The 26486-nt window shown below is 52.4% G+C and carries 25 protein-coding genes; 9 read left to right on the top strand and 16 right to left on the bottom strand.

Annotated features, from left to right (window positions below):
• Positions 1-37: 37 nt before the first annotated feature.
• The 4 genes from ABID47_RS22010 to ABID47_RS21995 form a co-directional block, all read right to left on the bottom strand.
• The gene (locus ABID47_RS22010) at positions 38-1516 is read right to left on the bottom strand and encodes a protein adenylyltransferase SelO (RefSeq protein ID WP_354499890.1); all 1479 of its coding nucleotides are present in this window, start codon (positions 1514-1516) and stop codon (positions 38-40) included.
• Between the two features lie 293 nt (positions 1517-1809).
• Positions 1810-2019: a twin-arginine translocase TatA/TatE family subunit gene (locus ABID47_RS22005; RefSeq protein ID WP_354499888.1), complete on the bottom strand. Its 210-nt coding sequence runs from the start codon at positions 2017-2019 to the stop codon at positions 1810-1812.
• 66 nt (positions 2020-2085) lie between these two features.
• The gene (locus ABID47_RS22000) at positions 2086-2646 is read right to left on the bottom strand and encodes a RidA family protein (protein ID WP_354499886.1); all 561 of its coding nucleotides are present in this window, start codon (positions 2644-2646) and stop codon (positions 2086-2088) included.
• 28 nt (positions 2647-2674) lie between these two features.
• Positions 2675-4279 carry a flavin monoamine oxidase family protein gene (locus tag ABID47_RS21995; RefSeq protein WP_089549535.1) on the bottom strand — a complete coding sequence of 535 codons (1605 nt, stop codon included), beginning with the start codon at positions 4277-4279 and terminating at the stop codon, positions 2675-2677.
• Positions 4280-4558: 279 nt separating this feature from the next.
• Here ABID47_RS21995 and ABID47_RS21990 point away from each other — a divergent pair, with 279 nt between their 5' ends.
• Both ABID47_RS21990 and tatC read left to right on the top strand, forming a co-directional pair.
• The gene (locus ABID47_RS21990) at positions 4559-4810 is read left to right on the top strand and encodes a MerR family transcriptional regulator (protein WP_105445415.1); all 252 of its coding nucleotides are present in this window, start codon (positions 4559-4561) and stop codon (positions 4808-4810) included.
• Between the two features lie 32 nt (positions 4811-4842).
• Positions 4843-5613, top strand: coding sequence for a twin-arginine translocase subunit TatC (gene tatC, locus ABID47_RS21985; protein ID WP_192716866.1), 771 nt, complete (start codon positions 4843-4845; stop codon positions 5611-5613).
• Between the two features lie 149 nt (positions 5614-5762).
• Here tatC and ABID47_RS21980 read toward each other — a convergent pair whose 3' ends face one another.
• The 4 genes from ABID47_RS21980 to ABID47_RS21965 all read right to left on the bottom strand — a co-directional run bounded on the left by ABID47_RS21980 (position 5763) and on the right by ABID47_RS21965 (position 11271).
• A complete protein-coding gene (locus tag ABID47_RS21980) occupies positions 5763-6791 on the bottom strand; it encodes an SMI1/KNR4 family protein (protein WP_354499883.1) in 1029 nt (342 codons plus the stop codon).
• A gap of 270 nt (positions 6792-7061) precedes the next feature.
• Complete coding sequence (locus ABID47_RS21975) at positions 7062-7562, bottom strand: DinB family protein (protein ID WP_354499881.1); 501 nt, start codon at positions 7560-7562, stop codon at positions 7062-7064.
• Positions 7563-7772: 210 nt separating this feature from the next.
• Positions 7773-9881, bottom strand: coding sequence for a TerD family protein (locus ABID47_RS21970; protein WP_354499879.1), 2109 nt, complete (start codon positions 9879-9881; stop codon positions 7773-7775).
• A gap of 310 nt (positions 9882-10191) precedes the next feature.
• Entirely contained in the window at positions 10192-11271 is a 1080-nt protein-coding gene (locus ABID47_RS21965; RefSeq protein WP_354499877.1) for an ankyrin repeat domain-containing protein, read from the bottom strand.
• A 138-nt stretch (positions 11272-11409) separates the two neighbouring features.
• Between ABID47_RS21965 and ABID47_RS21960 the strand changes: the two genes are divergently transcribed.
• Positions 11410-11790 carry a hypothetical protein gene (locus ABID47_RS21960; RefSeq protein ID WP_354499875.1) on the top strand — a complete coding sequence of 127 codons (381 nt, stop codon included), beginning with the start codon at positions 11410-11412 and terminating at the stop codon, positions 11788-11790.
• A 198-nt stretch (positions 11791-11988) separates the two neighbouring features.
• Here ABID47_RS21960 and ABID47_RS21955 read toward each other — a convergent pair whose 3' ends face one another.
• On the bottom strand, positions 11989-13497 hold the full coding sequence (locus tag ABID47_RS21955) for a malate:quinone oxidoreductase (RefSeq protein ID WP_354499873.1): 1509 nt from the start codon (positions 13495-13497) through the stop codon (positions 11989-11991).
• Positions 13498-13892: 395 nt separating this feature from the next.
• On the opposite strand from ABID47_RS21955, the gene ABID47_RS21950 reads away from it, so the two are divergent.
• Positions 13893-14384: a pyridoxamine 5'-phosphate oxidase family protein gene (locus ABID47_RS21950; protein ID WP_354499871.1), complete on the top strand. Its 492-nt coding sequence runs from the start codon at positions 13893-13895 to the stop codon at positions 14382-14384.
• Positions 14385-14486: 102 nt separating this feature from the next.
• Here ABID47_RS21950 and ABID47_RS21945 read toward each other — a convergent pair whose 3' ends face one another.
• The 5 genes from ABID47_RS21945 to ABID47_RS21925 form a co-directional block, all read right to left on the bottom strand.
• Complete coding sequence (locus ABID47_RS21945; protein ID WP_076172305.1) at positions 14487-15224, bottom strand: GntR family transcriptional regulator; 738 nt, start codon at positions 15222-15224, stop codon at positions 14487-14489.
• A 70-nt stretch (positions 15225-15294) separates the two neighbouring features.
• Positions 15295-16077 carry a fructoselysine 6-kinase gene (frlD, locus tag ABID47_RS21940; RefSeq protein WP_354499869.1) on the bottom strand — a complete coding sequence of 261 codons (783 nt, stop codon included), beginning with the start codon at positions 16075-16077 and terminating at the stop codon, positions 15295-15297.
• 63 nt (positions 16078-16140) lie between these two features.
• On the bottom strand, positions 16141-17154 hold the full coding sequence (locus ABID47_RS21935) for an SIS domain-containing protein (protein WP_326104758.1): 1014 nt from the start codon (positions 17152-17154) through the stop codon (positions 16141-16143).
• 79 nt (positions 17155-17233) lie between these two features.
• Positions 17234-18604 carry an amino acid permease gene (locus ABID47_RS21930; protein ID WP_354499867.1) on the bottom strand — a complete coding sequence of 457 codons (1371 nt, stop codon included), beginning with the start codon at positions 18602-18604 and terminating at the stop codon, positions 17234-17236.
• 25 nt (positions 18605-18629) lie between these two features.
• Positions 18630-19448: a TIM barrel protein gene (locus tag ABID47_RS21925; RefSeq protein WP_354499865.1), complete on the bottom strand. Its 819-nt coding sequence runs from the start codon at positions 19446-19448 to the stop codon at positions 18630-18632.
• 299 nt (positions 19449-19747) lie between these two features.
• Here ABID47_RS21925 and ABID47_RS21920 point away from each other — a divergent pair, with 299 nt between their 5' ends.
• Complete coding sequence (locus tag ABID47_RS21920) at positions 19748-20821, top strand: hypothetical protein (protein ID WP_354499863.1); 1074 nt, start codon at positions 19748-19750, stop codon at positions 20819-20821.
• Positions 20822-20972: 151 nt separating this feature from the next.
• Complete coding sequence (locus ABID47_RS21915) at positions 20973-22679, top strand: RICIN domain-containing protein (protein WP_354499861.1); 1707 nt, start codon at positions 20973-20975, stop codon at positions 22677-22679.
• 118 nt (positions 22680-22797) lie between these two features.
• Here the strand turns inward: ABID47_RS21915 and ABID47_RS21910 are convergent, their stop codons facing one another.
• Positions 22798-23154: a winged helix-turn-helix transcriptional regulator gene (locus tag ABID47_RS21910; RefSeq protein ID WP_354499859.1), complete on the bottom strand. Its 357-nt coding sequence runs from the start codon at positions 23152-23154 to the stop codon at positions 22798-22800.
• A gap of 166 nt (positions 23155-23320) precedes the next feature.
• On the opposite strand from ABID47_RS21910, the gene ABID47_RS21905 reads away from it, so the two are divergent.
• The 3 genes from ABID47_RS21905 (at position 23321) to ABID47_RS21895 (ending at position 25074) form a co-directional block, all read left to right on the top strand.
• On the top strand, positions 23321-23911 hold the full coding sequence (locus tag ABID47_RS21905) for an NAD(P)H oxidoreductase (RefSeq protein WP_251678459.1): 591 nt from the start codon (positions 23321-23323) through the stop codon (positions 23909-23911).
• Positions 23912-24050: 139 nt separating this feature from the next.
• Entirely contained in the window at positions 24051-24407 is a 357-nt protein-coding gene (locus ABID47_RS21900; protein WP_105445405.1) for a hypothetical protein, read from the top strand.
• Positions 24408-24690: 283 nt separating this feature from the next.
• The gene (locus ABID47_RS21895) at positions 24691-25074 is read left to right on the top strand and encodes a Dabb family protein (RefSeq protein ID WP_076172354.1); all 384 of its coding nucleotides are present in this window, start codon (positions 24691-24693) and stop codon (positions 25072-25074) included.
• A 158-nt stretch (positions 25075-25232) separates the two neighbouring features.
• Here ABID47_RS21895 and ABID47_RS21890 read toward each other — a convergent pair whose 3' ends face one another.
• Positions 25233-26372 (bottom strand): 5-methyltetrahydropteroyltriglutamate--homocysteine S-methyltransferase, encoded by a 1140-nt coding sequence (locus ABID47_RS21890; protein WP_354499856.1) that lies wholly within the window; start codon positions 26370-26372, stop codon positions 25233-25235.
• Positions 26373-26486 lie beyond the last annotated feature (114 nt).

Below are 26486 nucleotides of genomic sequence, written 5' to 3'. Positions count from 1 at the left end.
AGGGCCAGCTCCGCTGGTCCTTTCTCATGATCTTGTATCAGGTTCCGCAATATGTCCGATATCCGTACGTCGTCTCCGGTACGATGGCATACTCGGCCTGTTCCGGCGTATGCGCGTAAGGATCGGCCAGAACCTGCAGCAGCTCGTGCATCACTTCGTAATCGCCGTCCTGCTCCGCCGCCTCCAGCGCTTCCTCCACCCGGTGGTTCCGTGGAATGACCGCCGGATTGCTGTCCCGCATCAATTGATGCGCAGCCTCTTTGGTTTCGGGCTGCCGGTCAAGCCTTGCCTGCCAGCGCGTATGCCAGGCCTCGAATTCTTCGATGCCATGCAGCGGAGTTCCCTCCAGCCGGTCAAACGTTAAGGCAAGAAACGTATTGGTGTAGTCGGCGCGATGCGTCTTCATGAGCCCCAAAAGTTCTTCGATGAGAGCCTCGTCCTCCGGTTCTTCATGGAAGATCCCAAGCTTCGTCCGCATCCCTGCAAGCCAGTATTCATTAAACAGCCCGGCAAAAGCCCCGACCGCGGTCTCCGCCAGTTTAACGGCCTGCTCCTCGTCCTCATGCAGCAGCGGCAGCAAGGCTTCCGCCAATCGGGCGAGATTCCAGGAGCCGATGTACGGCTGGTTGCCGTAGGCATACCGGCCCTGTGAGTCGATGGAGCTGAACACGGTGGCCGGATCGTAGGTATCCATAAAGGCGCACGGACCGTAGTCGATCGTTTCCCCGCTGAGGGTCATGTTGTCCGTATTCATGACGCCGTGGACGAATCCAACCAACTGCCACTTTGCGATCAGGGCGGCTTGGCGCTTGATCACTTCCTGCAGCAATATAAGGTAGCGATTTTCGCCGGAAGCAAGGACTGCATCGGGATAATGCCTCTGCAGAGTGTAATCGGCCAAAGCCCGCAGGTCATCCGTCGTGCCTGCTCCCCGCGCGAACTGAAACGTGCCGACGCGGATATGGCTGGCCGCCACGCGGGTCAAAATCGCGCCCGGCAGTTCTTCCTCGCGGGTAATTGCCTGGCCGGTAGACGTCACGGCCAGGCTGCGGGTCGTCGGAATGCCAAGGCCATGCATGGCCTCGCTGATGATGTATTCACGCAGCATCGGCCCCAAGGCCGCCCGTCCGTCGCCACCACGGGAATATGGCGTGCGGCCCGCTCCTTTGAGCTGAATATCCACTCGCTTGCCCTCTGGTGTGACCTGCTCGCCCAGCAGGACCGCCCGCCCGTCGCCCAGCATCGTAAGATGGCCGAATTGATGCCCTGCGTATGCCTGAGCGAGTGGCTGCGCCCCTTCCGGAATGCGGTTTCCCGCCAGTTCCGCAGCTCCTTCATCGCTCATGAGCGCCTGAGCGTTTAGACCGAGCGACGCCGCCAGCTGCTCATTGAATGCCACGATCCGCGGCGAACGCACCGCCACCGGATCCTGCCGGGTATAAAACAGATCCGGCAGCCCCGCGTAGCTGTTTTCTAAATGCCATCCCGCCTCCAGCTTTCCTTGTGTATCCGTCATAAAGGTCTCCTTTTCAATCCTAGTCAAATCATTCTTCGCATGATGACAACCTGATTGTCTTACGGCCAAGGCCGGTTCCACTGCTTCATATCCTGTGCCGTATCAAATTTATTATGCGGCCCAGAACTTCAGCGGCCAAACGATGCCTGGTTCTTCCATTATAAAAGAACACAGCGGTGGAGGCCATGATGCGCTTCGGCCGGCTGGGCGCAAACAGCCCCGTCATTCGCGTTGAATGACGGGGCTGGCTATACAGGGTGGCCGTTGATCGGCAGATACGTTGGTCCTACCCTTTAACCTTTGATTTTAATGATACCGGACTCTCGCTCACGCTCTTTGTCTTCTTCTTTATCCTCACCAACGAGTTCTCTGGCGGACGACTTGAATTCGGAGAGCGTGCGTCCCACCGCACGGCCCAGCTCCGGCAGCTTGGAGGGCCCGAACAAAATCAGCACGACGACCAGAATCATCATCAACCCGGCAAATCCTACGTTTTGAAACATAGCCAATCAGCTCCTTCTCATTTGTCATGGAGAACATTCCGCCTTAGCGAAATCCGTGCTCCTGCCTCACTTCTTCTTCGAATCCGGCTTCACGGCCACCGCTTCGATCTCGATCAGCCAGTCGGAATTCACCAGGCTCGCCACGCCTACCGTTGAGCGGGCCGGCTTAACCGGATTGGCTTCGGTATTAAAGAACTGCGCATAGGCATCGAACCAACCCGTATAGTCAAACGTGCCGCCCTTCTGGGCGTCAGGGGCGATGTATACCCGCAGGTAAACGACATCTTTCAGGCCAAGGCCTTGCTCCTTCAGCTGCTTTTCGATTTCCTTCAAAATGCCGATGCCCTGCGTTTTCGTATCCCCGTAGCGTTCATAGACCGTCTTGCCGTCCTTGTTCAGTACCGGCGGGACGGTGCCGCTCGTGAACAAGTACGATGCGCCTTCGGGAACGACCACGCCGCTGGATATGGACGACGACGGGCTTCCGTAAAATGCCGGCGCCGGTGCCGTCTTGATCGGCTTAGCCGGTTTCGCCGGGGTATGGGCGGCGCTGTCGGCATATGCCGTGACGCTGACGGTGCCAAGCAGAACCGTCATCAGCAGCGCCGTTTTCATTTTTTTCATCATAAAAGACCAGCCCCTTCTAGATATGAATCTATGATTTCATGACACGCTGATGGATATCGGTGACCACCTCGCGGGCGGACTCGATCGCTCCGGCCTGCCAAGCGGTAATGTAGCTGATATGCTCACCGGCCAGGTAAATCCGGTTGTCAGGCTTGCACAGTGTCGGATAATACGTTTTGCGGTCGTTTGCTGAGTACGAAACCCAGCCGCCCTCTTGATACTTGATCGTTTTCCAGTTGATCGAATAGGAGGATTCGAACTCTTTTGGATACTGCGGATGGATCTTGGCCCCTTGTGCCAGCGCCAGTTTCTCCCGCTCCGCGTACGACATCGCTCCGAGCTTGTCGGCAACCCCGCCGTAGGCATAGTAGCCGAGGAGGACTCCCTTTTTCCCGAAATAATCGGTCGGCGGGTAATAAATCTGCGTAATGTCCATATTGGTCAAGCTGCTGCCTCCGTACAGGTGCTCATCCTCTTCCCAGAAGCGCCGCTTGAATTGCAAGCCGATCTTTCCGGCAGAGGCGTAGTTGATGCTCTGAATCGCCTTGGACATTTCGGGGGAAAAATCAGCGGGGATCTTCTTCAGCACGGATAACGGAATGGTGCAGATGCAGTAATCCCCTTTGACCTCCTGCTCCCGGCCGGATGCCATGTCGGTGTACACGATTCTCACGCCCGACGAGGACTGGCGGATCTCCTTGACTTCGGCCCGGAATTTGATCCGATTGCCAACCCGCTTCTCGAACGCCTTCGCAATAGCGTCCATCCCGCCGATCGGGTGGAACATCATCATCTGCTGGTCGTATTCGTACTCATTGCTGAAATACTTGCCGAAGCCGGAGTTGATGATCGACTTTAGATCGAACGGATCGCGGAGAACCCCGGCATCAAGCCGGCTCCCCGGCTCATCCTTATATCCGCCGCGCTGCGAGCCTTTGTAGAACAAATCGGGGTTCAGGTCCCCCTCCACCTTTAAGTAATCAACGAGCTTCATCTTCTCTTCCGCCGTGAGCGGAAGATCGAGCGCATTCTGGTCGACCGCCTTGGCAAGCATTTCCGCGACATAACCGCGTACATCCGCTTTGGCGGCCCGCTTCGGAACCTTCTGACCGGATAAAGCGCCGACGTTTTCGTTGTAGTAATAACCGCTTTCGTTCACGTTGTTGAACGGTTCGATCGCAACGCCGAATTTCCGGCAGTACTCCAGGGTGACATGAAACTGCGGGATGCGCATTGGGCCGGCATTGAAATACAAACCCTTATCGAAGCGGGACGTTTGGGTACCCGAACCGATTTCCGCCTCTGACGTGCCGCCGCGTATGGTCCAGCATCGGCCGCCAGCCCGGCTTTTTGCCTCGAGAATCGTGCAGTCGTACCCGGCCAATCCCAGTTCGTACGCTGCCGTCATGCCGGCGATCCCGGCGCCGAGAATGATGATTTTTTTGCCGCCCCGTCCGCTTAAGTGCAGATCATTCGGGCCCGGCGGCTCATATTCGGCGGCCTTCATCGTCTCCGGCGACAGCAGTCCCATCGTTCCCATCAGGCTGAAGACGGCAACGGATCCCCCTACTTTGCCGACGGTCGACAGAAATTGTCTGCGGGTCATCTCTTTCGGTTGCTCCTTGATTGTCACCTCGATCACTCCTTCGCTAGTGGAATGGAACCTCTTGAGGCGATCTTAGCAAAGAAATTTAGTTTTCGGTGAATTTGTGTAAGGATTTCTTACAAGAATTTTTTATTTTTAAAAACGGATTGCATTTTTAATGGGTTTTCCTTAAAATCATGTCATAATTCCTTCCACAAACATCTGTTGGTGTGTCTCTTCTCTTTGTTTTATCTTCTTCTAGGTTTGAATCCTGGCTGTTTCTGCAATGGTCCGGGGTTAACTATACTTGCACAGGAGGTAAAAAGCATGGAGAGCAAGGTGATGAGCATTGGTGTCGTCTGCGAGCTGACCGGATTGTCGGAACGCCAAATCCGGTATTACGAGGAACGGAAGCTGATCTTCCCGGAGCGAACGAAAGGAGGTAACCGCCGATATTCTTTTGAAGACGTAAAGGCCATTCAGGACATCTATCAAAAAATGCAGGAGGGATTTAATACGCTGGAGCTGAAGGAAATGAAAAAATCGAAAACGCCGCGCTGCACGCCGGCCTTCCGGTAACGGACATGACTTGGGAGGAGTGATCTTCGCCTATGGAAGCGAAAAATACGATGACCCTGCTCGGGCATATCGCCGAGCTTAGAAAACGGCTCCTTCGAATCGCTGCCGTATTCATTGTCAGCATGGCAGCCGGCTTGTTTGCAGCCCCTCATATCCTGACGCTGCTGCGGACGCATTCCCCGCTCCACGTCGCATGGAACGTCTTCTCTCCATGGGACGGACTGCGGATTTATATGAGCATTGCCGTGGTACTGTCGCTGCTGCCGACCATACCCTTTGGCATGTACCAGATTTGGCGGTTTGTCAGCCAGGGACTCAAGCCTGGCGAGCAAAAGGCGGCGGTCCGCTACATACCGTTCGCTGCATCATGCTTTCTGGTGGGCGTGGCCTTTGCGTATTTCGTCGTCTTTCCGATGAGCCTGCGCTTTACAGCCGGCATCAACCGTCAGATCGGCCTTGTGGAGACCTATGGGGTATCCCAGTACTTCGGGTTTATGTTTAATATCATGATCCCGCTCGCCATTGCCTTCGAACTGCCCGTGATCGTTATGTTTCTGGCGCGGATCGGGATCTTAAACCCGTCGATTCTAAAAGGAATGAGGCGTTACGCGTACGTCGTTCTGGTTGCCGTGGCTGCACTCATCTCGCCGCCTGACCTCGTCTCCCATCTCATGGTGGCTGTTCCGCTCATCGCCTTATACGAAATCAGCGCTTGGCTGACCGGTTGGGTACATCGCAAGAAGCAGCGCGCGAAGGAGGCATTGGAGCATGCCGTCACGGATGGCTCCTATTCGGCAACCTAAAAGTATGGAAATGGAACTGCCCCCTATGACATAAAAAAGGAAGCTGGTTCCCCCGCGAGGGTATCAGCTTCCTCTTGATTTTTTGGGCGCGATATGGCAGGGATTCCATCCCCGTTCACGCGTTCATGGCGGCTTTGTTGTCACGGGCCCTAGGTGTTAACTAGTCCGCGAACAAAGGTTTCAAAATCGGGCGCGAGCCGGGTAATCTTACGTCCGGTTGCCTGTTCTACATGCACAACCTCAGGCTCTCCATCGTTGCCGGAGCCGCGGTAATCCAGCATAACCACGCCGGACTCCTGCGGGCAGTCGCAAATGACGACGCCGAACTCCGGATAACCACCGTTCTCGATGATAGACCGGCTGCCGGAGGCCCCGCAGAGCGACTTGGCTTTGTCCCGGCCGATGCCGAACATGCCGTGAATCCGGACCCCGCTTGGCGCTCCATCTGCGGCTTCACCCAGCGGGAAGTACCTGCTGCGGGGAATGCCCCCATTATGTATTCTCATCATCTGCACATAAAACACCGGCAGCTTGAACACCAATTCCTCCTGCACGGAATCGATCAGATCATCCGTCGGCGGAGCCGAAACGTACGATTCCGCATCGGGATCGGCGTCGTTCCAGAAGTTGTTGATATCGAAACCTTCATTTGGCGAGCCATACTGCACATCTAAATTGGCTTCGTCCGATGGGATGGCATTCACCGAAGCCACAGCCGCCGCGGCACTGTCCGTTTCATCGGTTTCCCCGGATTCATCCGAGCCGCTGTTGTCTTCCGCCGAATCGTCTGAATCTAAATCTTCATCCGTCTCTTCCTCGAATTCCCCGGCCTTCTTGGCACGGATCCATTCCAGAAACTCCAGGGTATCCTCATCCCCCGGCTCCAACTCATCGGCACGAGTAAACTCCCGCTCGGCGTCATCGTACTGCTCCAGGTAATAATAGGCCAGTCCAATCCGGTAATGCCAGAGCGGATCTTCCGCCCCTTCCTCGGCAACGGTCAGAAACTGCTGTACCGCCTCCTCGTAGCGCTCCAGATTGTTCAGCGCCCGGCCTAAATGGCCGACCAGCTCATAATTCCGCTCCTCCGCAGGAATTTCCGTTACGGCCTCTACGATGCGTTCGTATTCATCCTCTTCATGCCATGTCTCCAGCTGTTCCAACAGATCCTCGCTCATCCTCATTCCCCCTGCGATATACTCTTGCTGTGATTATAGCATTTTCCGAAGGCGGTTCTCCAGGCCGCGGCAGCATCGAGGAGTTGCATCGCATTTATGAAAAAAGCGTCTATGATGTTAAACTTTCGATTCGGCCAGGTTTTGCTGCTGAGGACTCTCATCCCATACAAAAAACCTACCGAAGGTATGTTGGAGCTCACTCTACATACCTACCGTAGGTCCGTCAATACAATTTAATCATTCATAAGGGTAAAATGACGCCCAATGATTTTACAGCGGCGGCTGCTGTACCCCCAGCTTCACCCACCCTTCCTTCGATGGCCCGTAGACGGCCGGTATGCCCAGTCCCGCTTGACGCATCAGAACCGTCGCTTGACCCCGATGATGCGCAATATGCTTGATCAACCCCATCAGGATGGAGGCATTGGATTCCATTCGCCCAAAAGCATTCTGTTCCTTGCTAAGAGATTCGTCGGTCCACTGCTCTTCCAGTGCCTTGGCGGCTCCCGAGCTGACCGTCCGGAAGGTATCCGCGATCTCCTTAGCGGAAGGGACTTCATCCGGATTTGCGACCTTATCCATCTTGATGCCGAATTCGTTCAAATAGTCGGGGATATTCGAGACAAAATGCCAGGCGATCCTGCCCAAAGTCCGTCCTTCCGGATAGACCTGCTGCCCCAGCGATTCATCCGTCAGCGCATCCAGAACCCCCTGCGTCAATTCGGCTTCCTTGTTCCATTCCTTAATAAAATCCTGTACCGTCACATACATAACTTCTTCCTCCTTTTGATGGTTAAAACTTCTTACGACCAGCCTCTGCTTCCTTTTGGCCTTTCATACGTCCATCTTAGCCCATATTGGTGACAGGGTTTGTCATAGTTGCGAATTTTATTAAAAAAATCACGAACGCAAAAAACCGACGCATGATCGCCATGAGCCGGTTATCGGTTAATCTCTTTACGTTTTTCGGTATACCCGAATCTACACCATATATTCCGCCATAATTTCCTCGATATCATAAGGAGTTACCCCTTGCTCCACAGAGAACACCGCATCGGCCTCCTCCGGAGTTTCGGTCAGCTCCCCGCGAGCCTTGGCATGGAGCGTGAACAGATCATACAGGTCCGGTTTCCGCAAAGTCGTCATCGCTTTGCCCATCAGGACCATCCCTTTTTGGTTCCCCTCGACGTTGTTGTAGTAGTACGGATGCCGGGTCAAAGACAGGTCCGTCCAGATCACTGTACGTTCCACCAGATCCAAGATTACGGGGATGGCAATCTGCGTATCGGCGGTGACATCGATTTTGTTCGCAACCGTACCAGGCTCGAAAATTTCGCCGGACCCGGGCTTCTTCCGCATCATCCAGCCCGTAAAGCACTCCGGCAAATCGCAATACGGCTGGCTTGTGAACGAATGCAGCGTCGCCACAATATACCGTCCGCCGTAATCGACGATGGAAGGAATGTGCAGGTCGATAAACTCGCACGCGCCTTGAGGGGCCGAAACGATATCTCCGCTGTGCACGGCCCGGTACTTGGACGACCGCAAATTCGTATACGAAATATGCTCCACATACTGCCAGTCACGGTCATACATTACGGCGGACAGGTCGATGTCCACGCGGCCCGTCGGCTTGCCATCCACGAGCCCCTCTTTCCACCAGCTGAAGAACCGGATTGTATCCCCTTCCGCCATTGGCACCCGGCTGCCGCGCACGATCGTATGCAGCGCTTTACTGGCAGAGCGCCCGGAGAACGGCACGAGGTAGCTTTGGAGCCGCTTGTCGACATACACCTTCCCGAGCGGCGGCAGGGCAGAGAAGCGCCCGATCAGCGCCTGCTCGCATAGCTGCACGATGTCCCGGCATGCCTCCTCGTCAATCTCGGGAAGGTTGTTCTGAAGGGCAAACGCTTTGGCGACATTCCCTTTTGGAAAAAAGACGCGCAATTGCTGCCGTTCCCGGCGGCGGGCAAAATGGTTCTTCACCTGCAGCAGCACCGGCGTCGATACTTCCTTAACCACCTCGCCAAAAGCCAGCACGACATACTCCGTATGCTCGGTGGACCGGAGCAGATGATCCAGCCTTCTCGCCAGTTCGCCCGGGCGCTGCATCAAGAGATCGATCAGCGTCCAAACGTTCCGGAATTGGAAGGCCAGCTCCACGCTTCCGTTAAAGGTCGTAAACGGCTTGTCGTTGCGCAGGACGTCAAAGGCTTCCTCGCATCGCCGAAAGCGATGCTTATATTCGGAAGGATGCAGAATTTCACCCAGCCGAATCCAGCGCTCCTTGTACCGCAGCATATCTTCCGTGATGGATTGGCACTTCTCGAGCAGTCCCAGCATCAGCCGTCGCTCGCACCGTTTGAATTTGCGGAAGCGCGTCGCCTCGGCCAGACTGACGTCGCCGTCCGACCATGCGGCTGCCAGCCGAAGGACATCGGTCGCCGTCCGGAAGTACCGTCCGATCTGCTCCAGATTGGCTTTGTCATGCTTCATTAAGGACGCTGCGACGAATGCCGCATTTTCCTTGAACGGGATGTCGTCCGGAAGAAGCACTTCCATATCATCCGCGCCGGCAAACGCAATGACGTCATCAATATCCTGTTTGTCACGATCGGAGATGGAGCCTTTGGCTTGAATCAACCGGGAGATCAGGCTCATGAATTCCGCACGGCTCCCCAAACCAATCACTTTCAGGTTACCTTCATCCTCCAGGGGCAGCCGGTCCGCATGCCCATACGCCGGTACATCCAACGTCAGGTAATGATAAATCGCATTCAGATACAGCTCGGCATCGCTATGCTCCATGACCTGCATCGGAAAATCCGGGTACATCGGTTTGAACTCCACATGAGCCCCGACCATAACCTGTAAATCCGCAACCAGCTGTTGGTATAATGCTTCAAACTGTACTTTAGATAAGTCCTTTACCGCGCGCAGCAGCGCATGCGAAAACGTATATCCCAGCGCTTCGATATTTTTCAGGGCGGATGCCAAATAAGCCTTCGGGAGCGGCTCGCGCTCGCCCCCCTGCCCTTGTTCCACGATCAGATGATTGGTTCTTCGTAAGTAGATGGTATTGATATTCATATTAAAGAGTCCAGGAAACCCATGCCCCTAATTTTTAATAAGGGTTATAGAAGGAAGGAGCATGATAGCCTGGACGCCTCCTCTCTGAATCGAAATCCTTCAGGGAAGCGGCGGCCCTATGTTCGCCAAATGAAGTTAGAAGGAAGGACCGCCATAGCCTGAAGGTCAAGGGCTTCGGGTTTTGCTGAACCCGAGCCTTTGATGTCCCCATCTTCCCATACTCCGCAGCGCGCCAACAGGGCGAAAGTATTACGATGCATGAAAAATCATCCAGATTCGTCCGGATCATCCTCAGGCACCATTCCGGTTTCTACAGCTCTCCCTCCAGAAAACGAACCAGATACGTACCAGGCTGCTCGAGGAACTCTCCCAAACGGCACAGGTCCGAATAGTTGTCATGCTCGACGTCATAGCAGCCGATCCATCCTTTTTTCTTCGGATTCCACATGAGCTGAAGATCCGAGTAGTTGTCTATGTCTGCCGACAGGCGCAGCAGCTTCTGCCGCCCGACCTTGATCGGGATCGTGTCGGTCAATGTGAAGAAGTCGATATGCCGGATATCGTACTCATTGGGGGCTAACTCAAGGCGCAGACGGTCACCGGTTAACAGATCGACCAGCTCCTTCGGTAATTTATACGCTCTCAGTTCATGCTTCTTATTCGCCACATCATGATATTCCGGCGGTTCCAGCGATTTTAAATAATCGGCCAGGGCTGCGTTCTTTTGGCTGACCGCGATCGTATACGGCCGTTCGCCGTCCTTTTCCGCTAACGTCACATCCGCGCCCCGCTCGACCAAAAACTTGACCATATCGAAATTTCCAATGCGCGCGGCCACAGTTAACGGCGTTGCTTCGTAAGGATAGACTTGATCCGGCTGGTTGTAGTTAATGTCCACCCCCTGATCGAGCAAATAATTGAGGGTTTTATAGTCATGATCGGACACCGCCTGGCGAAGTACAGCCCCGCCGTGCAGCTTAATATCGAGGCCCAGCTCCTGAATGAGCGGGATGTTTCTTTTGTTGCCATAGTAAGCCTGCGAATACGCACCGGAGCCCACTCGATTAAGCATGTCCATTCTGGCACCCTGTGCGGCGATGTAGCGTACCATCTCCTCTTTTCCGTAACGGACAGCCCGCAAAAAAGCCGGACTCTGTGCGTCATTGAGATTGACGCCGTGATCTACCAGCAGCTTAACTACATCCAGCTGTTCCGCGATCATGGCAAGGTCAAGCGGACTTAACGCAGTATACCGGCTAAGTACGATCCCCTCCTCCATATCCCAACCCTCCGCGATAGCATTCCGCAAAGTCGGAATATTCCCTTGATAGATATGCATTGCGATTTCTGGAAGCTCCTCGAATTTCCCGATATCTTTCAACTGAATCATGGTTTCCTCTCCCCTGCCCGAATGATCAAACATGATTTATTTGTAAATTCGTAGACGGATCCCCCTGGCTGCATTAAGCTTGAAACATATCACTTGGAGCCATTTACCTGAATTATATTAAAAATGGAAGCGAGGTGCATGCCATTGACGACGATTGTTATGATCATCATTATCTTTTCGTTACTTACCGCCTCACTGACGATCACTTTTGCCATCAGAACGGTAACCCGTCAACGTAAAGGGCTATCGCAGCGCAAAGCCATCCTAACACACGGCACATCCGCGCAAGCCGTCATCCATTCCATTCAGCAAACGAATGCGCAGCTCGGTAGTCAACCGGAGGTTCTGCTTGATTTAACCGTCACCATGCCGGATGGCGAATCTCATCATACCATCGTAAAAACGTTTATCCCGATCGTGAATATACCCTCCTTTCAGAAAGGCTGCGTCGTTGAAGTGAAGTATTTGACGATCGCTGGCGAGCCAAAGTTTGAAGTCGTCGGTGCTTACGTTCCTTGACCGGTGTCCTCTGCAAATGCAAAACGGCCCTCATCCCTTGAAGCTCAGGGTGAAGGCCGTTTTATTTAAGATTATAGAATTTATAAATTTCAGCGAAGCTGAACCATTCTATAATCGCAAGAAAAACTTCAGTTAAACGCGGTCTGTCTTCTTTGAAGGTACGTCGATAGACGTTTTTCTTATCATATATCGCTATATTTACATCACGTTGGCCGAATGCAGTCCACGGTTGAGACCGAGCGTGCGTGCCGTCGACGTATGAATTTCGCGGATCAGCCCCGGATTTTTCATCAAAGGCGCGCCATAAGACGGAATCATTTCCCGAATCTTCGGCTCCCATGCCTTCGCATGCTGAGGGAAGCATTTTTCGATGACCTCGAGCATGACGGAAACGGCGGTGGAGGCCCCCGGAGAAGCTCCCAGCAAGGCAGCGATGGATCCGTCCGAGGCGGTCACGACTTCCGTACCGAACTGGAGTGTGCCTTTGCCGCCAGCTTCCGTATCTTTGATGACCTGCACGCGCTGGCCGGCCACCAGCATATCCCAATCCTCGCTCTTGGCGTTCGGAATGAACTCACGCAGCTCTTCCATACGTTTTTCCTTCGACAGCATCACCTGCTGGATCAGGTACTTGGTCAGCGACAGGTTTTTGGCGCCTGCAGCCAGCATCGTGAGCACATTGTTCGGCTTGACCGAACCCAGCAAATCGAACATGGAACCGGTCTTCAGGAACTTTGGCGAAAAGCCTGCAAACGGCCCGAAGAGCAGCGACTTCTGATTGTCGATGAACCGGGTGTCCAAATGCGGAACCGACATTGGCGGCGCGCCTACTTTGGCCTTGCCGTACACTTTGGCATGGTGCTGCGCGACCACTTCCGGATTGTTGCACACCATAAAGAGCCCGCTGATCGGGAATCCGCCGATATGTTTCCCTTCCGGGATGCCGGATTTCTGAAGGAGCGGAAGGCTTCCGCCGCCACCGCCGATAAAGACGAACTTCGCCGTATGGCGTTCGACGCTGCCGCTGCTCAAATTGCGTATTTTCAATTCCCACGCGCCATCGCTGGTGCGTTTAATATCGTCCACGCTGTGCTTGTAATGAATACCAACGTCTTTGCTCTTCAAGTGCTCAAACAGCATACGCGTTAAAGCGCCAAAGTTGACGTCCGTTCCCGAGTCCATTTTGGTGGCCGCGATCGGTTCATCCGAGGTCCGGTCCTTCATAATGAGCGGAATCCATTCCATCAGTTTCTTCGGATCGTCGGAGAATTCCATCCCTTGAAACAGCGGGTTTTTGGACATCGTCTCAAAACGTCTCTTCAAAAATGCCACGTCTTCTTTCCCCTGAACCATACTCATATGGGGGAGCGGCATAATAAAATCCTGCGGATTGCGAATCAAATTACTTTTGACCAGATAAGACCAGAACTGCATGGAAACCTGAAATTGCTCGTTGACGCTAATCGCTTTGCTGATATCTATGGAACCATCCGATCTCTCGGATGTGTAGTTCAGCTCGCACAAGGCGGCATGCCCCGTTCCTGCGTTATTCCATTCGTTCGAGCTTTCCTCGCCCGGGCTTGCCAGCTTCTCAAACACTGTAATTTTCCAGTTCGGTACTAATTCTTTCAACAGTGTCCCCAAAGTCGCACTCATGATACCGGCACCAATTAAGATAACGTCTGTTTCGGTTTGTCTGTTGCTCATAATTACCGTCCTTACACGCTAGTATTTGAAGAAAAGATGTAGGCGCTCTCAAGAGGCAAGCCAGAGTGCGACCCGGTTATCCACCTTTTCTGATGAATGATTACCTAATTCATAGTATAGCACTATTCTGTGGACTGTTAAATGATTGTCGTGCGTATAACTCGGAAATAGACGGAAAACCAAAGGCCATCGCCCGGCAGCATACCGGAATCGCAGCTTTGGTCAAGGGATATTCTCCTAATCTAATGAATTTGCCCACTCCTCTGCGGTAAGCCCCCCGGCCTGCTCATAAAGGGATTGAAATCAGGAGTGGAATCAGCCAAATTCTCTTGGTTTGGCAGAGTATAAATAAGTGTAATACTAATAAAAACACACACTAGGAAAAGGTGAACAAAATGACAAATCCAACTCCGGATAACCAAGAAGCGATCGAGAAAGTACGCGATTTGATTAAGGGCATCGACACGGCCATGCTGACGACCGTTTCGGAAGAAGGTCTGGTTTCGCGTCCCATGAAGACCCAGGACATCGAATTCGACGGCGACCTCTGGTTCCTGACCAAGAAAGACACTGAGAAGTTCCATGAACTGCTGCAAAACCGACAGGTCAATGTAGCCTATGCCGGTAAGTCCTTCGTCTCCATCCGCGGTGAAGCCGAGCTGGTCAACAGCACCGAAAAGCTGAAGGAATTGTGGAACCCCGTTTACGAGCAGCTGCTGGAAACGAACTATGACGATCCGAACCTTGTGCTCATCAAGGTGCAGGCCGAAGCAGCCGAGTACTGGGATGCCGGCAACAGGTTCAAAATGGCCAGGTTCCTGTTCCGCAGGCTGATGGGTAAAAACAACGAAGGCACCAATATGAATCGAACTGTGGAATTGGATTAGGAAAAAAAACGGACGCCGGTTGAGAACCAGCGTCCGTTTTTATTTTCAAATCATAGTGCAGTTTCCGCCCGTCCCTGTCAGCACGAGCGTTTAGCCCTAAGTCTACTGCCCCTGCTTCGCCCGGTGAACCGTCAGCGTAACCCGGTTGGTCTCACACATAAAGGTAGAGAGATGCACCGGCTCATCCTTAGCGTCAAAGGCCACTTTTAAAATTCGGAACAGATTCGCCCCGATGTCGCATTCGAGCAGCTTGGCATACTCCTTCGTCGCGCCGATCACATCGATCTCTTTATCGTTGCTCACGATTTCCGTTCCGTAATCCTCGGACAGAATTTTATACGTCGATTCGTTCGTAGTAATCTTCTTCTCCAGGTCGGGAAAGCGGGTCAGCGAATAATGCGCGATGTCGTAAAACAGCGGACGGTCATTGACGTACATAAGCCGCTCCAGCTCGAGCACCGGGCTTCCTGCATCGATGCGAAGATACCTGGCCACGTCTTCGGTCGCTTCGATCACGTCGCTCCTGAGAATCCGGGAATTCGGAATCATCCCAAGCTGATGGCTGAATTCGGAGAATCCGCTTACAGACAGCAACTCGTTGTGAAATTTGTTGGAGGCCACAAACGTACCCCGCCGTGGAATCCGGGTCAGCGCCCCTTCCCGGACCAGCTCCTCGATCGCCTTGCGGATCGTAATCCGGCTCACGCTATAAATATCGCAAAGCTCGGCCTCTGTCGGGATCTGCTCATCGGGTTTGTAGCGCCCCTGCTGTATATCATTCTTCAACATTTGCCTGATCTGCATGTACAGCGGCTGAGGGGTTGAAGGATTCAAATTCATTGAACATTCATCCTTATCCATCAATGATCAAATTTGTATCTCTCTATTATACATTGATGGCTACGTCCAGTCACCATGCAGCAAAGTAGCTGATCGTCTTTGCGGCTTTATCGGCGCCCTGCTCCAGGCAGGCTGTGACCGGAAGCCCTTTCAGAATGCCGAATATAAATCCGGCGATAAATGAATCACCCGCTCCCAGCGTGTCAACTACCTCAACCTCCGTAATTCCGTGCTTGTAGAACCGTTCTCCATCGTAGGCCAAGGATCCATTCTCTCCAAGCGTGGCTACGACGATTTTGGAGCCCCGGTCCTTGATCTCCCTCATAAGGCGGCGGATATGTTCGTCATCCTGTGTATAGGACAAGAAGACATAGTCCACGTAAGGCGTCAGTGTCGTCACCAGCTCATGATCCAGCTTGTCGGCAAAGTCGAAGGAAGTCAGCAATCCCTTTTCCTTAAAATAAGCGAAATACAAGTCGGCATGGCCCCAAATCGCGGAATGCACCAGCTGGAATGACTCCGTAAAGCGCAGATCCTCGGATTTCAAGGCAAAATCAGCCATCACGCCTTCTTCATAATCGCCCAGCTTTCTTTCGCTGCCTACCATATCGACGTAGGTCACCGCCGTGCGGCCTTCTTGGACCGAGACCCTGGACGTATCTACGCCCTTGCCCTGAATCGCCTGAACCATAATCTTCCCATACTGGTCGTTGCCCACCCAGCCGATATAGGCTGTCTCCGCACCCAGTTCGGTCAAATAGACGGCCACGTTTACCGGATTTCCTCCGGGACAGGCTTTCCCAGAGGATCGGTAGACATCCATACAATTGTCTCCGACTGTAACGATTCGCATCTTGTCTCACCTTCCCGTTTAAGGAAGGAGCTCTGCCGGGATAAGCAGCGCTCCCCGTACGTATTAGTATTCCATCTTGCGATAGTATCGTCTCAAAGTCAGCGGATGGTTTCTTTCGCGTTCCAGATAGACGCTGATCCGGCTCAGCAACGCCCAGTTGATGCTCACGGCAAAATGCTTCCGGAACTCATCGCTGATCCCTTCCATCGCAAAATCCTTCGTGTCGATCACCGTCAGCCGTTTGGTGACCTTCTCGGCAAATCGTTCCACACGGTCCGCCAGCGGTCTCGTTTCATCCTCACCCTTCAGCAGAATGACGCTCGTATCTTCTACGACGAGCTCCAGGGTACCGTGGAAAAATTCAGCCGCATGGATGGACTTGGCCGGAATCCACTGCATCTCTTCCAGCACGCACATGGCGTAGGAATAGGTGTTGCCCCACAGGTTCCCCGAGCCGACCATCATATGGTAGTTCGTATCTTTATGCTCAATGGCAAAGGCCTCGGCCCGCTTGTCAAACGCTTTGACGGCATCCAGGATCGCTCGCGGCAGCAGGGCGACTTCCTTGGTGAATTGCTCATACTGAGGGAACTCGTTATTGTTATACATGAACCGGAATACGACCATGTACAGCAGCATGAAGAACGTATCGAAGGAGTGCTTCTCCGACCCGGTCGTAATGCAGTGATCGACCAGCTTCGTGATCGGCGTGTCCGGCTCGGCCACCAGGGCAAAGGTCGTTGCACCCCGCTCTTTGCAGTACTCGATCGCTTCGATGGTCTCCTTCGTCGTTCCGGATACCGAGGTGAAGATGCACACGGAATCCTTGCTGAAATGCTTGTTGTTCATCACCAGAAATTCCGCGGCGATTTCGGCGTGCACGTCGATCTTGGAGCTCGATTTCAGGATATATTCATACGGATACATCATCGCGATGGTACCGCCCGCGCCAATCATGAAGATGTTGCTGTAACCTTTGCTGCAGATCCCGTCGACGATGTCCTCAATCTGGCTTCGGTAAGCGAGGCCTTCCTTTTCCACCAATCTTAGAAACAGCTCTTCGTCAAAATTAAACATGTAGCGTTCCCTCCTGTGCTGGAGCGGTTGCCGCCCCTCTATTTGTTATGTCTTGTATTATAATTAGATATTACCAAACTTACAATTCTTTTTTTGCGGGCTGGGCCATCATTGGAGGGCTGGTGTCCTGGTTTCGAAGGCGTCCGTATTTCTTTTCCCAATAGTAATAGACAGGCAGGCCGGTGACGATGACGATCAGCGCCGCAATCATCCCTTCGAGCGGAGCCCAGGTGAAGGTCCCCCACGCCAGCCAAGCTGCGCCCAAGATTGCCAGCACCGTTGTGATTCTCCAGAAAGGCATGCGGTAGATCGGCTTGTAGTCCGCTCTTTTCCGGCACTTATAAATCGCAGCAAAGTCCAGGATGTTAATCACCAGCTGAATCAGCGTAAAGTAACCCAGCAGTGCGGTTAAATCGCTGAAAAATACGAGAATGCAGGCATACGTAACTTGGGCCAGAATCGAGAAGCTCGGCGTTTCGTACTTGGGATGGACTTTCGCAAAGCGCTGAAAGAACAGCCCGTCCTTGGCCATGGCATACTCGAGACGCGGCTGAAACATGATGCACGAGCTTAACGCGCCGAGGATGACGATAATGGCTGTGACCGCCACGAAGGATGAGGCGATGCCGGAGAACCCCGGGATGTAGCTGACCGCATCGGACACGGCCGCGCTGGAGCCCATCAGCTTGTCAAACGGCATTAAACCGGTAATGCAAACGGACAGCAGCGTGTAAAGACCAAGAACAATCAGCACCGAGCTGATGAGCGCCTTCGGCAGCACCTTCCCCGGATTCCGGATTTCCCCTGCCATAAAGCAGATCGACGCCATTCCCGTATACGCCCAGGTTGTGGCCGATACACCGCCGATCAGGCTCCCGCTGTGCGTTTCCGCCGCAGGAGTATACGAAAAGTGATCATAATTCATATACATCAAGCCCAGCGCGATGACGATAAGGAACGGAATGATCTTGAGCAAGGTGATGATGACTTGAAAACGGCCGCCCTCCTTTACGCTGCGGTAGTGAATGGAGGTAATGAACAAAATAATGGCAATGCCCAGGAGCTTGCCTGCAATCCCGCTAAAGAACGGGAAGAAGCTTGCCAGGTAAGTGACGATCGCGAGTGCCATGATCGAGATGGACGGAGGATCGAGCGCCCAGAACGTCGCCCATCCGTACAGGAAGGCAAGCGGACGCCAACCCGCTTTGTTCAGATACACGTAACCGCTTCCATTTTCCGGGTAGGCAGTAGACAGCTCGGCCAGCACCATGACCTGCGGGATGGCAATAACGCCGCCGATAATCCAGGCCAGGATGGACATGGAAGGCAGACCCGCAGCCCTTGCCACATCCCCAGTCGAGACGAAGATTCCGGAGCCGATCGTTGTTCCCACCGCTAAGGCCAAGGCTGACCAGAAGCCCAGCTTTCTTGTAAGTGTGCCATTACTCATCGTGAGTTCCTCCCAATCCGAATGATCAGATGCCCAGTTCCCTAATTTTTTGAATGGATTGCTTAACTGTCTCGTGCGGGTGTTGATAATAACGGTGTCCCATAATCTCCAGCGTGCAGGTCCCTTGGTAGCCCCGGCTTTGAAGGTCGGTGACATACCCTCTCCAATCCAATGTCCCGTCGTCCAGAGCCAGATGCGAGTCCGAAGTTCCGTCGCCGTCGATCAGATGAAAATGACACAAGTCCGGCAGTACGGAGAAATAATCCTCCGGCGTTTCGCCGGCCAGATGCATGGCTACCGAGTCGATCATTCCCTGAAGCGCCGGGGACCTGATCTCATCCAGCAGTCTCCGAATTCCCTTGACGTCCGTCATCAAGTTCGATTCGAAGCGGGTCAAGGGCTCCAAAGCAAGCGTCACGCCTTCCTGCTCCGCCACCCGGGCCAGCCTGCCGATCGAATCGGCTGCGTACGTCCATGACTGATCCTCAGACAGATGGAAGTCTCCGATCCCTGAGGTGACCAGCATCATGCTGCAGTCCAATTCCAACGCGGCATACATATTTTCGATAAAATAATCTACGCTCTTCTGCCGCAGATCCGGGTCGGACGCCGCCAGATTGTAAGGGTACACGCACTGTTCCGGCGTATAGCAGACCACCTTCATCTGCCTGGAGCGAAGTTCCTGACGGATGCGCCTTACTTGGCTGAGGCCGCCCCGATACACATAAAAATGCGGCTCACCTGCCCACAGCTCGATGCGATCCACCCCGAGCTCCGTCATGGAATCGAGAAAGTGTTCAAAAGGAAAATGCCTGTACGTAATATTCATGCCTGCAAGATCCATCGCTTCACCTCCAAAATGATAGCGCTTTTAATTGTTATGTCTTGTATTATAATTAAGTAATACATAATGTCAACCCATTCGTTTAAAATAAAAAAAATCCCGCTGTGGCACACGCCCTAGAAAGGGGGTGCTGCGGGATATTTATGGGCTCCGAACTTTTGGAACGAATACGTTCATGCTGAGGATGTTTCGCAGAAGGTTATACCCGCTTCATGTCGAAAACCTCTAAAGCAGCGTGTTAGCGGCCGCAAGCGAATACAAGCAGAATGATAATGATTAAGGAACCGAGGAACAAGCAAATGACACTTCAATCGCTATATAACGAATATTTGAACATCAAATTCAACAGGGGATTAGAGCTTAAGCAAACGGGGGGCTTTGAATACGGCCTTTTCGAGGATGGCAGCGCCGAATTATTTTTTGCCGGTCATGATGACAAACCATTTGTGGAATGGGCAGACGCATTACAGCCGAAAGATCCCCGGTACACGGCTAACCCCGACTGGAAGCCGCTGCTCTCGGGTTACTTTCCGGACCTCGATGTGTACGATGAGCAGATCCTTTATTTTCTCCTGTATACGATCAATTCGACGACGTCCGTTGCCAGTCCCCATCCTTACCGTGCAATGAATGACTTCATGAAACATTACTGTTTTTTTCAATTGGGACAGTTGACGGATGCGGTCCGGTTAAACGATGTGCAGAAAGAGCAGCTGAGGGACTTTTTCTTCTTTTTCTACCTTTATGCCCACCCGGTTAACGAGGAAACCCTGTACGGCTTTTCTTTCCGCGGCCGGGATTTGGTTCATACGAAAACGGGTATCCGCGTAGAGCGCTATTTTTCCTTATACCACGATTACTACTGCGACAAGCACGATGAGTATAAGGATCGATTGCTAATCACTCCTCACGAAATTCAGGCCGGTAAACATCTCACGCTCGAGCTGCTAAGATCGATTGAGGGTAAATCATCCAGGCTGCTTATGCCTTCGGAAGAAGGGTTTGAGATCGTATTCCGTCTGATCAATGATGTGGATGAGCTGCTCCGGATTCACTCGGAACATCAAACCAGATTTTTCGATTTGCTGAGAGACGCTCTGTTGGATGCCGGAACCAACCCGTATCGAGAATACGGCTTCCGCATGCTGCTTCAGAATTATGTCTGTTATATCCTTTATTTTCAGTTTGAAGACATTCATGATTTGGTCGATCATCTCAAGGACACCCCGTTAGCGTGCGAAAAAATCGTCAACATGCTCTTTGCGGACGCCATTTTTATTCAGAGGATCATGCGGCAGCACCGGATCGATATCGCCGAGTATCAGGACGTAACCGGATTTTTTGGAGAAGAAACCCGGGAGATGTATTTGTAAGGGAATTCCTTTTTCCATTAAAAATTCCCCATATTTTGGCAGGTTGTCTTCTTTCTTCCTCTGGAATACACTCTTTTTTGAAAGCGCATTCATAGAATCATGCCCCGTGATTTCGTACCGTCATTGATTTTACGTAAACCAAAAAAAGGAGATGTATCATGTGAAGAAAATGAGATGGACCATCAAGTTACTACTGGCCCTACTGCTCGTAGTCCCAACGCTCATGCACAGCCACCGCGCAGATGCCTGGAACGGAATGCCGATGTCCAAGCTCCATGTGAGCGGCAACCAGCTGGTGAACAGCAGCGGGCAGCCCGTCCTGCTAAGCGGTTGGCATCAGCCCTCGGGCTCCTATTGGACCTACCAGTCCAGCAGCTACTATCTGGACCGGAACGGAGGGAACCGGCATGCGGCAATTCTGGACTATTTGAAGGATATCACCGATACCTTTACCGGTACCTCTGCCAAGTACGGCAGCAGCCACGGCTGGTATATGAATCAGGTCCGGCTGTTTATCGACCGGGAGGATATGGGCGACGTAGCCGCCGGGACGTATAATTTTGCCGGTTTGCAGAGCGTTACGCAGGACGTCATCATTCCGTATATTGCCTATGCCAAGACCAAGGGCCTGTATGTCACGCTGGGTCTCGATTTTACCCTTTCAAACAACCAGGCAACCACCCCATCCAATCTGAACAAGTTCAACGAAATCTGGGGTTACCTTGCCTCCCAACCGGCGATCAAGAGCGCGGACAACGTGATGTTCGAACTGATCAATGAACCGGTCCTGTCCGATGTCAACGGGCAATGGGGCGGAAATCCCTCTCAACCCAATTTCGCTGACTACTGGAACTCCCTTAAAAAATTTCAAAACTCCATCATATCCACGATACGCAGTAAAGGTGCCGACAACGTGATATGGGCCGCGGGGCTTGGCTGGGATCAATACTACCAGCTCTGTGCATCCAGTCCGCTGACGGATCCCTTGAACAATATCGGGTATTCCGTTCACTGGTACCCAGGGTACGGTGCCCATGACGATTATGCGACTCTGCAGCAGCAGTGGGATACGAATATTAAGCCCTGCGCCGATCATTATCCCATCAACATTACGGAGACCACCTGGTTCAAGACACAGCCCGGGGATTCTTCCTACTGGGAGCTGTTCAACGGGTCCAATGAAGGTTTCGGGAAAAACACGAAGGCTATTTTCACAGCGGCTGGCAATGTCAGCATGACCGCGCATATGAACGGATTTTTGCTGGAGCCCGGCACAAGAAGTTCTTTCGCCGATCCGACCGCAGGCCTCAAATATGACGGCAATACTGCACGGGACGGCATGGCCCGGTTCCTCTTCGAATGGTATTACGAACGCGCGCAGTTGAACCCATGGAACGGTATATGGAACGGAGTCCTGTCCGGCTCGACGTATAAGATCGTAAACCGCGCATCGGGTAAAGCGATTGACGTGCCGGGCGGTCAGAATACCAACGGGCTGCAGCTTCAGCAGTTGTCAGACAACAATGCAACAGCCCAGCAATGGGTTGCCGATGATCTGGGGACTTACAACAATGTGTACAGGCTGCGAAGCGTCAGCTCGGCCGACCAAAAAGTCATGGATATCCGAAACGGAACGAAGAACAACGGCGAAGCGGTCCAACTCATGCAGGATCTGGGAAATATCGCACAACAGTTCAGATTGATCAAACTAAGCAACGGTTACTGGAGCATCCTCAATGTAAACAGCAACAAGGCCGTCGAGGTTGCCGGAGCCTCCTCAGCGGATGGAGCGAAGCTTCAGCAAAATCTCTACCGGGGTGATCTGAACCAGCAATGGCAGCTGGTGAAAATCAATTAGTGCCTGATACCGAATATCCTGATGATGTTTCACTAAAAAACGAGCGTGAGCCTTCATAGGCCGACGCTCGTTTTTTAGATCCGCCCGGGACGCTGAGTCATCTGGGGTAATCTTCTCCTTATTCCGAACAGGAACATCTCCAATCACGCAGATTCATATACTTCTCGCCCCACTCATCCAATTGATCCAATATCAATTTCAGCGACTTCCCCAGCTCGCTCAGTTCGTAGACGACTTTCGGCGGAACCTGATTGTAAGACGTTCTCGTTACGATGCCGTCTTCCTCCAGTTCCTTGAGCTGCTGGATCAGCATTTTTTGCGTAATCTCGGGAATCGCCTTTTTTAATTCGCTCGTTCTTTGCGGTCCGTCCCCACAGTTCAAATGGCATAAAATCAGCAGCTTCCATTTTCCCCCGATCACCTGAAGCGTCGCCTCTGCGGGGATGTTAAACGTCCGTGTGGTCTGCACTTCCATGGGATTACCACCCTCCTGTCGATTCCGATGAACGATTACTTTCCGGTGAGTATATCACTTTAAAGTGTCTATATCACAAAAAAGTAAGTACTTCCCATTTATCACAGCATACCAGATAATTTTACCGTACTTCTTATTGAAATTTGAGAGAGGGAAGGTGACATCGATGAAAATTTTGACGGTTGTATCGCATCCGCGGGTGAACTCCTTAACCTTTTCTGTGACAGAGAGATTTATCCAGGGGCTTGCCGACGCCGGGCACGAAACCGAGGTGCTGGATCTGCATCGCAGCGGCTTTAATCCCGTGTTGTGGGAAGCCGACGAGCCGGATTGGTCTTCGGATCACAAAGTTTATTCGCCTGAGGTGGAAGCGGAGATCGCACGAATGAAACGGCACGACGCGCTCGCCTTTATTTTCCCGATATGGTGGTACAGCCTGCCCGCAATGCTGAAAGGATATATCGACCGGGTATGGAACAACGGATTTGCTTATGGCGCAAGTCACCTGCATCATCAACAAGTGCTATGGCTTGGTCTGGCGGGAGCCCCGAAAGAGCACTTCGAGAAGAGGCAGTACGATACATTGCTCTCCCAGCTTCTAAACATCGGCATAGCCGACTACTGCGGAATCTCGAACAGCCGGGTTGAGATCCTATACGATACGCTGGATTCCAGGCCGGAAGTTTTCGATAACCTCCTGACGCGAGCTTATCATTTGGGACGGCATTACGACAACGTTTCAGAAGCTGTGAATTAATCGGGAAGCGCTGCGAAAATCCGGGTCCGGCTCGAAATGAAAATGTACTGCCTTTGCCATGGTGGTATGGCCTGCAGTGCCGTGTCCAAGCTCACCCTCTATGAATATGTTGTAGGAATTTCGTTAGAGAGGTGAGAGCATGATTCAACTTAGCGGGATTGTAGGCGGAAAAACACCGGTCAAAGTAGGGCCGCGGAAAACGCTGCTGCTGCAGCAAATCGTCATCCGGGTGAAAAAGGGAAGAAAATTGGTGCTAAACAACCTCAATTTTTTGTTCAATAATGAAGCCTTTGCGATTAAAATCGAGGCCCAGCCGTCTCCGGGAAAGTTTGTTGCCCGAGGCGGTGCCGGGGATTTAACGCCAAACAAAGTGTTATTTAACAACAACACCGGCGAAGATCAAACCATTTTCCTCTTGGTCAGCGCCGTGAATACCTCGAGAACCTCCACGGAGCTCAGCCGCTCGGACAGCTGGCGTATGACTCTCAAGCGGTGACTTTTCAGGTTTTGGTGGAGAGACGAAGTACCGTATCAAAAGACAGAATTTAGCCCTTTTCGGCAATTAGCCGGAAGGGGCTTTTACTTGTTTCAAGAGGTTTTCCTCTTAGATACGCGTTTCAAGTTATTTTAACTTTAATTAAGTAAGCTGATCCATAATAGATGACTATATCCAAGTGAGTTGACTTCTTACATTCGGTAAGTGACCTTGATACAATATCGTTGAGGCATCAATGGAAATCCAGGGGTGTTCTAATTAGACGATATTCGGAGGGACGGAGATGATCACAAGCATTTTGCGGTTTCAATTCAAAGATGGCGTCAATGAAGCGGAAATACAGAGGGTCCTTTCGATTATCGAGCGTACAGCCAAGGCGGAATCAGTCGCGTTTTATTCCCTTGGGCGCTATTTCGGTGATCCTCAGGAGGGATTCACGCATGCATATTGTGTCAGCATCCCTGACTTGGCGTCGCTCGACCGGTATTTTCGTGAGCCTGCCCATCGCGAAGGGGATTTTCAGTTCATCCCTTTATTATCCAAACTGTCCCAAATGACGGTGTTGAATGATCCGGACCCAGATATTTTGGCAAAAATCGCCGCTTGCCGGAACGCTGCGGTTGACCCGGAATGGATGGCGTTGTTTGACCGGATCGGCCTAACATGACCATTCCTTACATCCTCCCGGCTTTCTTTAGTATCAGTTCTATACACGCGGACTCGAGGCAACCGCCTCATTTCGTGAAGTACTTAGAGAGCATCCTTAGCCGTACGGATCATCATCCATACGGCTATATTGGTGCTCATTCTATTTCGATATATGGATTACTTCCAGATCTCTTCCGCGATCTCTTTAATAAAAGCAAGCTTGCGCCACTGCTGCTCCTCGGTCAGGTGGTTGCCCTCCTCCGTGGAAGCGAAGCCGCATTGCGGGCTCAGGCAAATCCGGTTCAGATCGACGTATTGCGTCGCTTCCTCAATCCGCTTCAGGATATCTGCCTTATTTTCCAGCTCACCAAATTTCGAAGAGAACAGGCCCAGCACGACCTGCTGATTGTCCTTCAGGAAACGAAGCGGCTTAAAATCGCCTGCCCGCTCGGTATCGAACTCCAAATAATAGCCAGAGTAGTTATCGATGCTAAGGAGCGTTTGCGCAATCGGCTCATAGCCTCCTCCCACCCCGGCATAAGTCGATACATAATTACCACGGCATACATGCGTTGTTACGATGAGGTCCTCCGGGAGGCCGGATACTACTTCCTCATTCAATCTAGCAAATTCATTCGCATAATCCGCCACATTCACGCCAGCCTGCTTCATAAACTCTATAAACTGTTCGTCGCAAAGCGCTCCCCACGTGCAATCGTCGATTTGAAGGCTGCGGCAGCCGGCTTCATAGAGTGCAAGGATCGCTGCTTTGTAGGCTTTGGCAATATCCGTAACAAGCTCTTCCCGATTCGGATAGATGGCTTGCGTGCTCTCCCGATTTTCTGCCCGGTCCAGCTCGAACAGGAACTGCGCGGCCGCAGGAATGGATTGACGCGCAACGACGTCTTCACCTGCAACCTCTTTTAAAAACGTAAAATGCGATACAAACGGATGGCTGCTGTAACCCACTTTACCGGTCAGGCGGGCGGTTTCGGGTCTGGACTGCGCACCGTTAAATTGGTAGCCTTGATCAACAATGGTCCGCTCTACGCCATCCAAACCCCAGAAGAAGTCCAGATGCCACCAAGAACGCCGGAATTCGCCGTCGGTGACCGCTTGAAGCCCTACTTCTTTTTGCTTCTGCACAAGCTTGATGATCTCGGCGCTCTCTACTTCTCTCAGCTGCTCAGCGGTGATTTCACCGTTCTGGAACTGGGCTCTGGCTTCTTTCAACGCTTGGGGGCGCAAAAAGCTGCCGACGATATCATATCGAAACGGAGTAACGGTTCGTTTTGTAGGTTTGGTTTGTGTGCTCATCGGCTAATCTCCTCGGAAAATAATATTAAAATCACTATAGCATATCCCCTTGGGTATAACGTTCTACTAAAAGGTTATAGCCTGTTATAGCTATTACCTATATCTAATTTTCTT

The sequence above is a fragment of the Paenibacillus favisporus genome (genome assembly GCF_040545415.1).
GTDB classification, from domain to species: Bacteria; Bacillota; Bacilli; order Paenibacillales; family Paenibacillaceae; genus Paenibacillus_AQ; species Paenibacillus_AQ favisporus.
This window is presented reverse-complemented; position numbering and strand designations above follow the sequence as displayed.

What these genes read in the sequence shown, in the direction of transcription:
- ABID47_RS22010 (WP_354499890.1), bottom strand. Translation starts at nt 1,516, where the DNA reads ATGACGGATACACAAGGAAAGCTGGAGGCGGGATGGCATTTAGAAAAC.
- ABID47_RS22005 (WP_354499888.1), bottom strand. Translation starts at nt 2,019, where the DNA reads ATGTTTCAAAACGTAGGATTTGCCGGGTTGATGATGATTCTGGTCGTC.
- ABID47_RS22000 (WP_354499886.1), bottom strand. Translation starts at nt 2,646, where the DNA reads ATGATGAAAAAAATGAAAACGGCGCTGCTGATGACGGTTCTGCTTGGC.
- ABID47_RS21990 (WP_105445415.1), top strand. Translation starts at nt 4,559, where the DNA reads ATGGAGAGCAAGGTGATGAGCATTGGTGTCGTCTGCGAGCTGACCGGA.
- tatC (WP_192716866.1), top strand. Translation starts at nt 4,843, where the DNA reads ATGGAAGCGAAAAATACGATGACCCTGCTCGGGCATATCGCCGAGCTT.
- ABID47_RS21980 (WP_354499883.1), bottom strand. Translation starts at nt 6,791, where the DNA reads ATGAGCGAGGATCTGTTGGAACAGCTGGAGACATGGCATGAAGAGGAT.
- ABID47_RS21975 (WP_354499881.1), bottom strand. Translation starts at nt 7,562, where the DNA reads ATGTATGTGACGGTACAGGATTTTATTAAGGAATGGAACAAGGAAGCC.
- ABID47_RS21970 (WP_354499879.1), bottom strand. Translation starts at nt 9,881, where the DNA reads ATGAATATCAATACCATCTACTTACGAAGAACCAATCATCTGATCGTG.
- ABID47_RS21965 (WP_354499877.1), bottom strand. Translation starts at nt 11,271, where the DNA reads ATGATTCAGTTGAAAGATATCGGGAAATTCGAGGAGCTTCCAGAAATC.
- ABID47_RS21960 (WP_354499875.1), top strand. Translation starts at nt 11,410, where the DNA reads ATGCCATTGACGACGATTGTTATGATCATCATTATCTTTTCGTTACTT.
- ABID47_RS21955 (WP_354499873.1), bottom strand. Translation starts at nt 13,497, where the DNA reads ATGAGCAACAGACAAACCGAAACAGACGTTATCTTAATTGGTGCCGGT.
- ABID47_RS21950 (WP_354499871.1), top strand. Translation starts at nt 13,893, where the DNA reads ATGACAAATCCAACTCCGGATAACCAAGAAGCGATCGAGAAAGTACGC.
- ABID47_RS21945 (WP_076172305.1), bottom strand. Translation starts at nt 15,224, where the DNA reads ATGAATTTGAATCCTTCAACCCCTCAGCCGCTGTACATGCAGATCAGG.
- frlD (WP_354499869.1), bottom strand. Translation starts at nt 16,077, where the DNA reads ATGCGAATCGTTACAGTCGGAGACAATTGTATGGATGTCTACCGATCC.
- ABID47_RS21935 (WP_326104758.1), bottom strand. Translation starts at nt 17,154, where the DNA reads ATGTTTAATTTTGACGAAGAGCTGTTTCTAAGATTGGTGGAAAAGGAA.
- ABID47_RS21930 (WP_354499867.1), bottom strand. Translation starts at nt 18,604, where the DNA reads ATGAGTAATGGCACACTTACAAGAAAGCTGGGCTTCTGGTCAGCCTTG.
- ABID47_RS21925 (WP_354499865.1), bottom strand. Translation starts at nt 19,448, where the DNA reads ATGGATCTTGCAGGCATGAATATTACGTACAGGCATTTTCCTTTTGAA.
- ABID47_RS21920 (WP_354499863.1), top strand. Translation starts at nt 19,748, where the DNA reads ATGACACTTCAATCGCTATATAACGAATATTTGAACATCAAATTCAAC.
- ABID47_RS21915 (WP_354499861.1), top strand. Translation starts at nt 20,973, where the DNA reads ATGTATCATGTGAAGAAAATGAGATGGACCATCAAGTTACTACTGGCC.
- ABID47_RS21910 (WP_354499859.1), bottom strand. Translation starts at nt 23,154, where the DNA reads ATGGAAGTGCAGACCACACGGACGTTTAACATCCCCGCAGAGGCGACG.
- ABID47_RS21905 (WP_251678459.1), top strand. Translation starts at nt 23,321, where the DNA reads ATGAAAATTTTGACGGTTGTATCGCATCCGCGGGTGAACTCCTTAACC.
- ABID47_RS21900 (WP_105445405.1), top strand. Translation starts at nt 24,051, where the DNA reads ATGATTCAACTTAGCGGGATTGTAGGCGGAAAAACACCGGTCAAAGTA.
- ABID47_RS21895 (WP_076172354.1), top strand. Translation starts at nt 24,691, where the DNA reads ATGATCACAAGCATTTTGCGGTTTCAATTCAAAGATGGCGTCAATGAA.
- ABID47_RS21890 (WP_354499856.1), bottom strand. Translation starts at nt 26,372, where the DNA reads ATGAGCACACAAACCAAACCTACAAAACGAACCGTTACTCCGTTTCGA.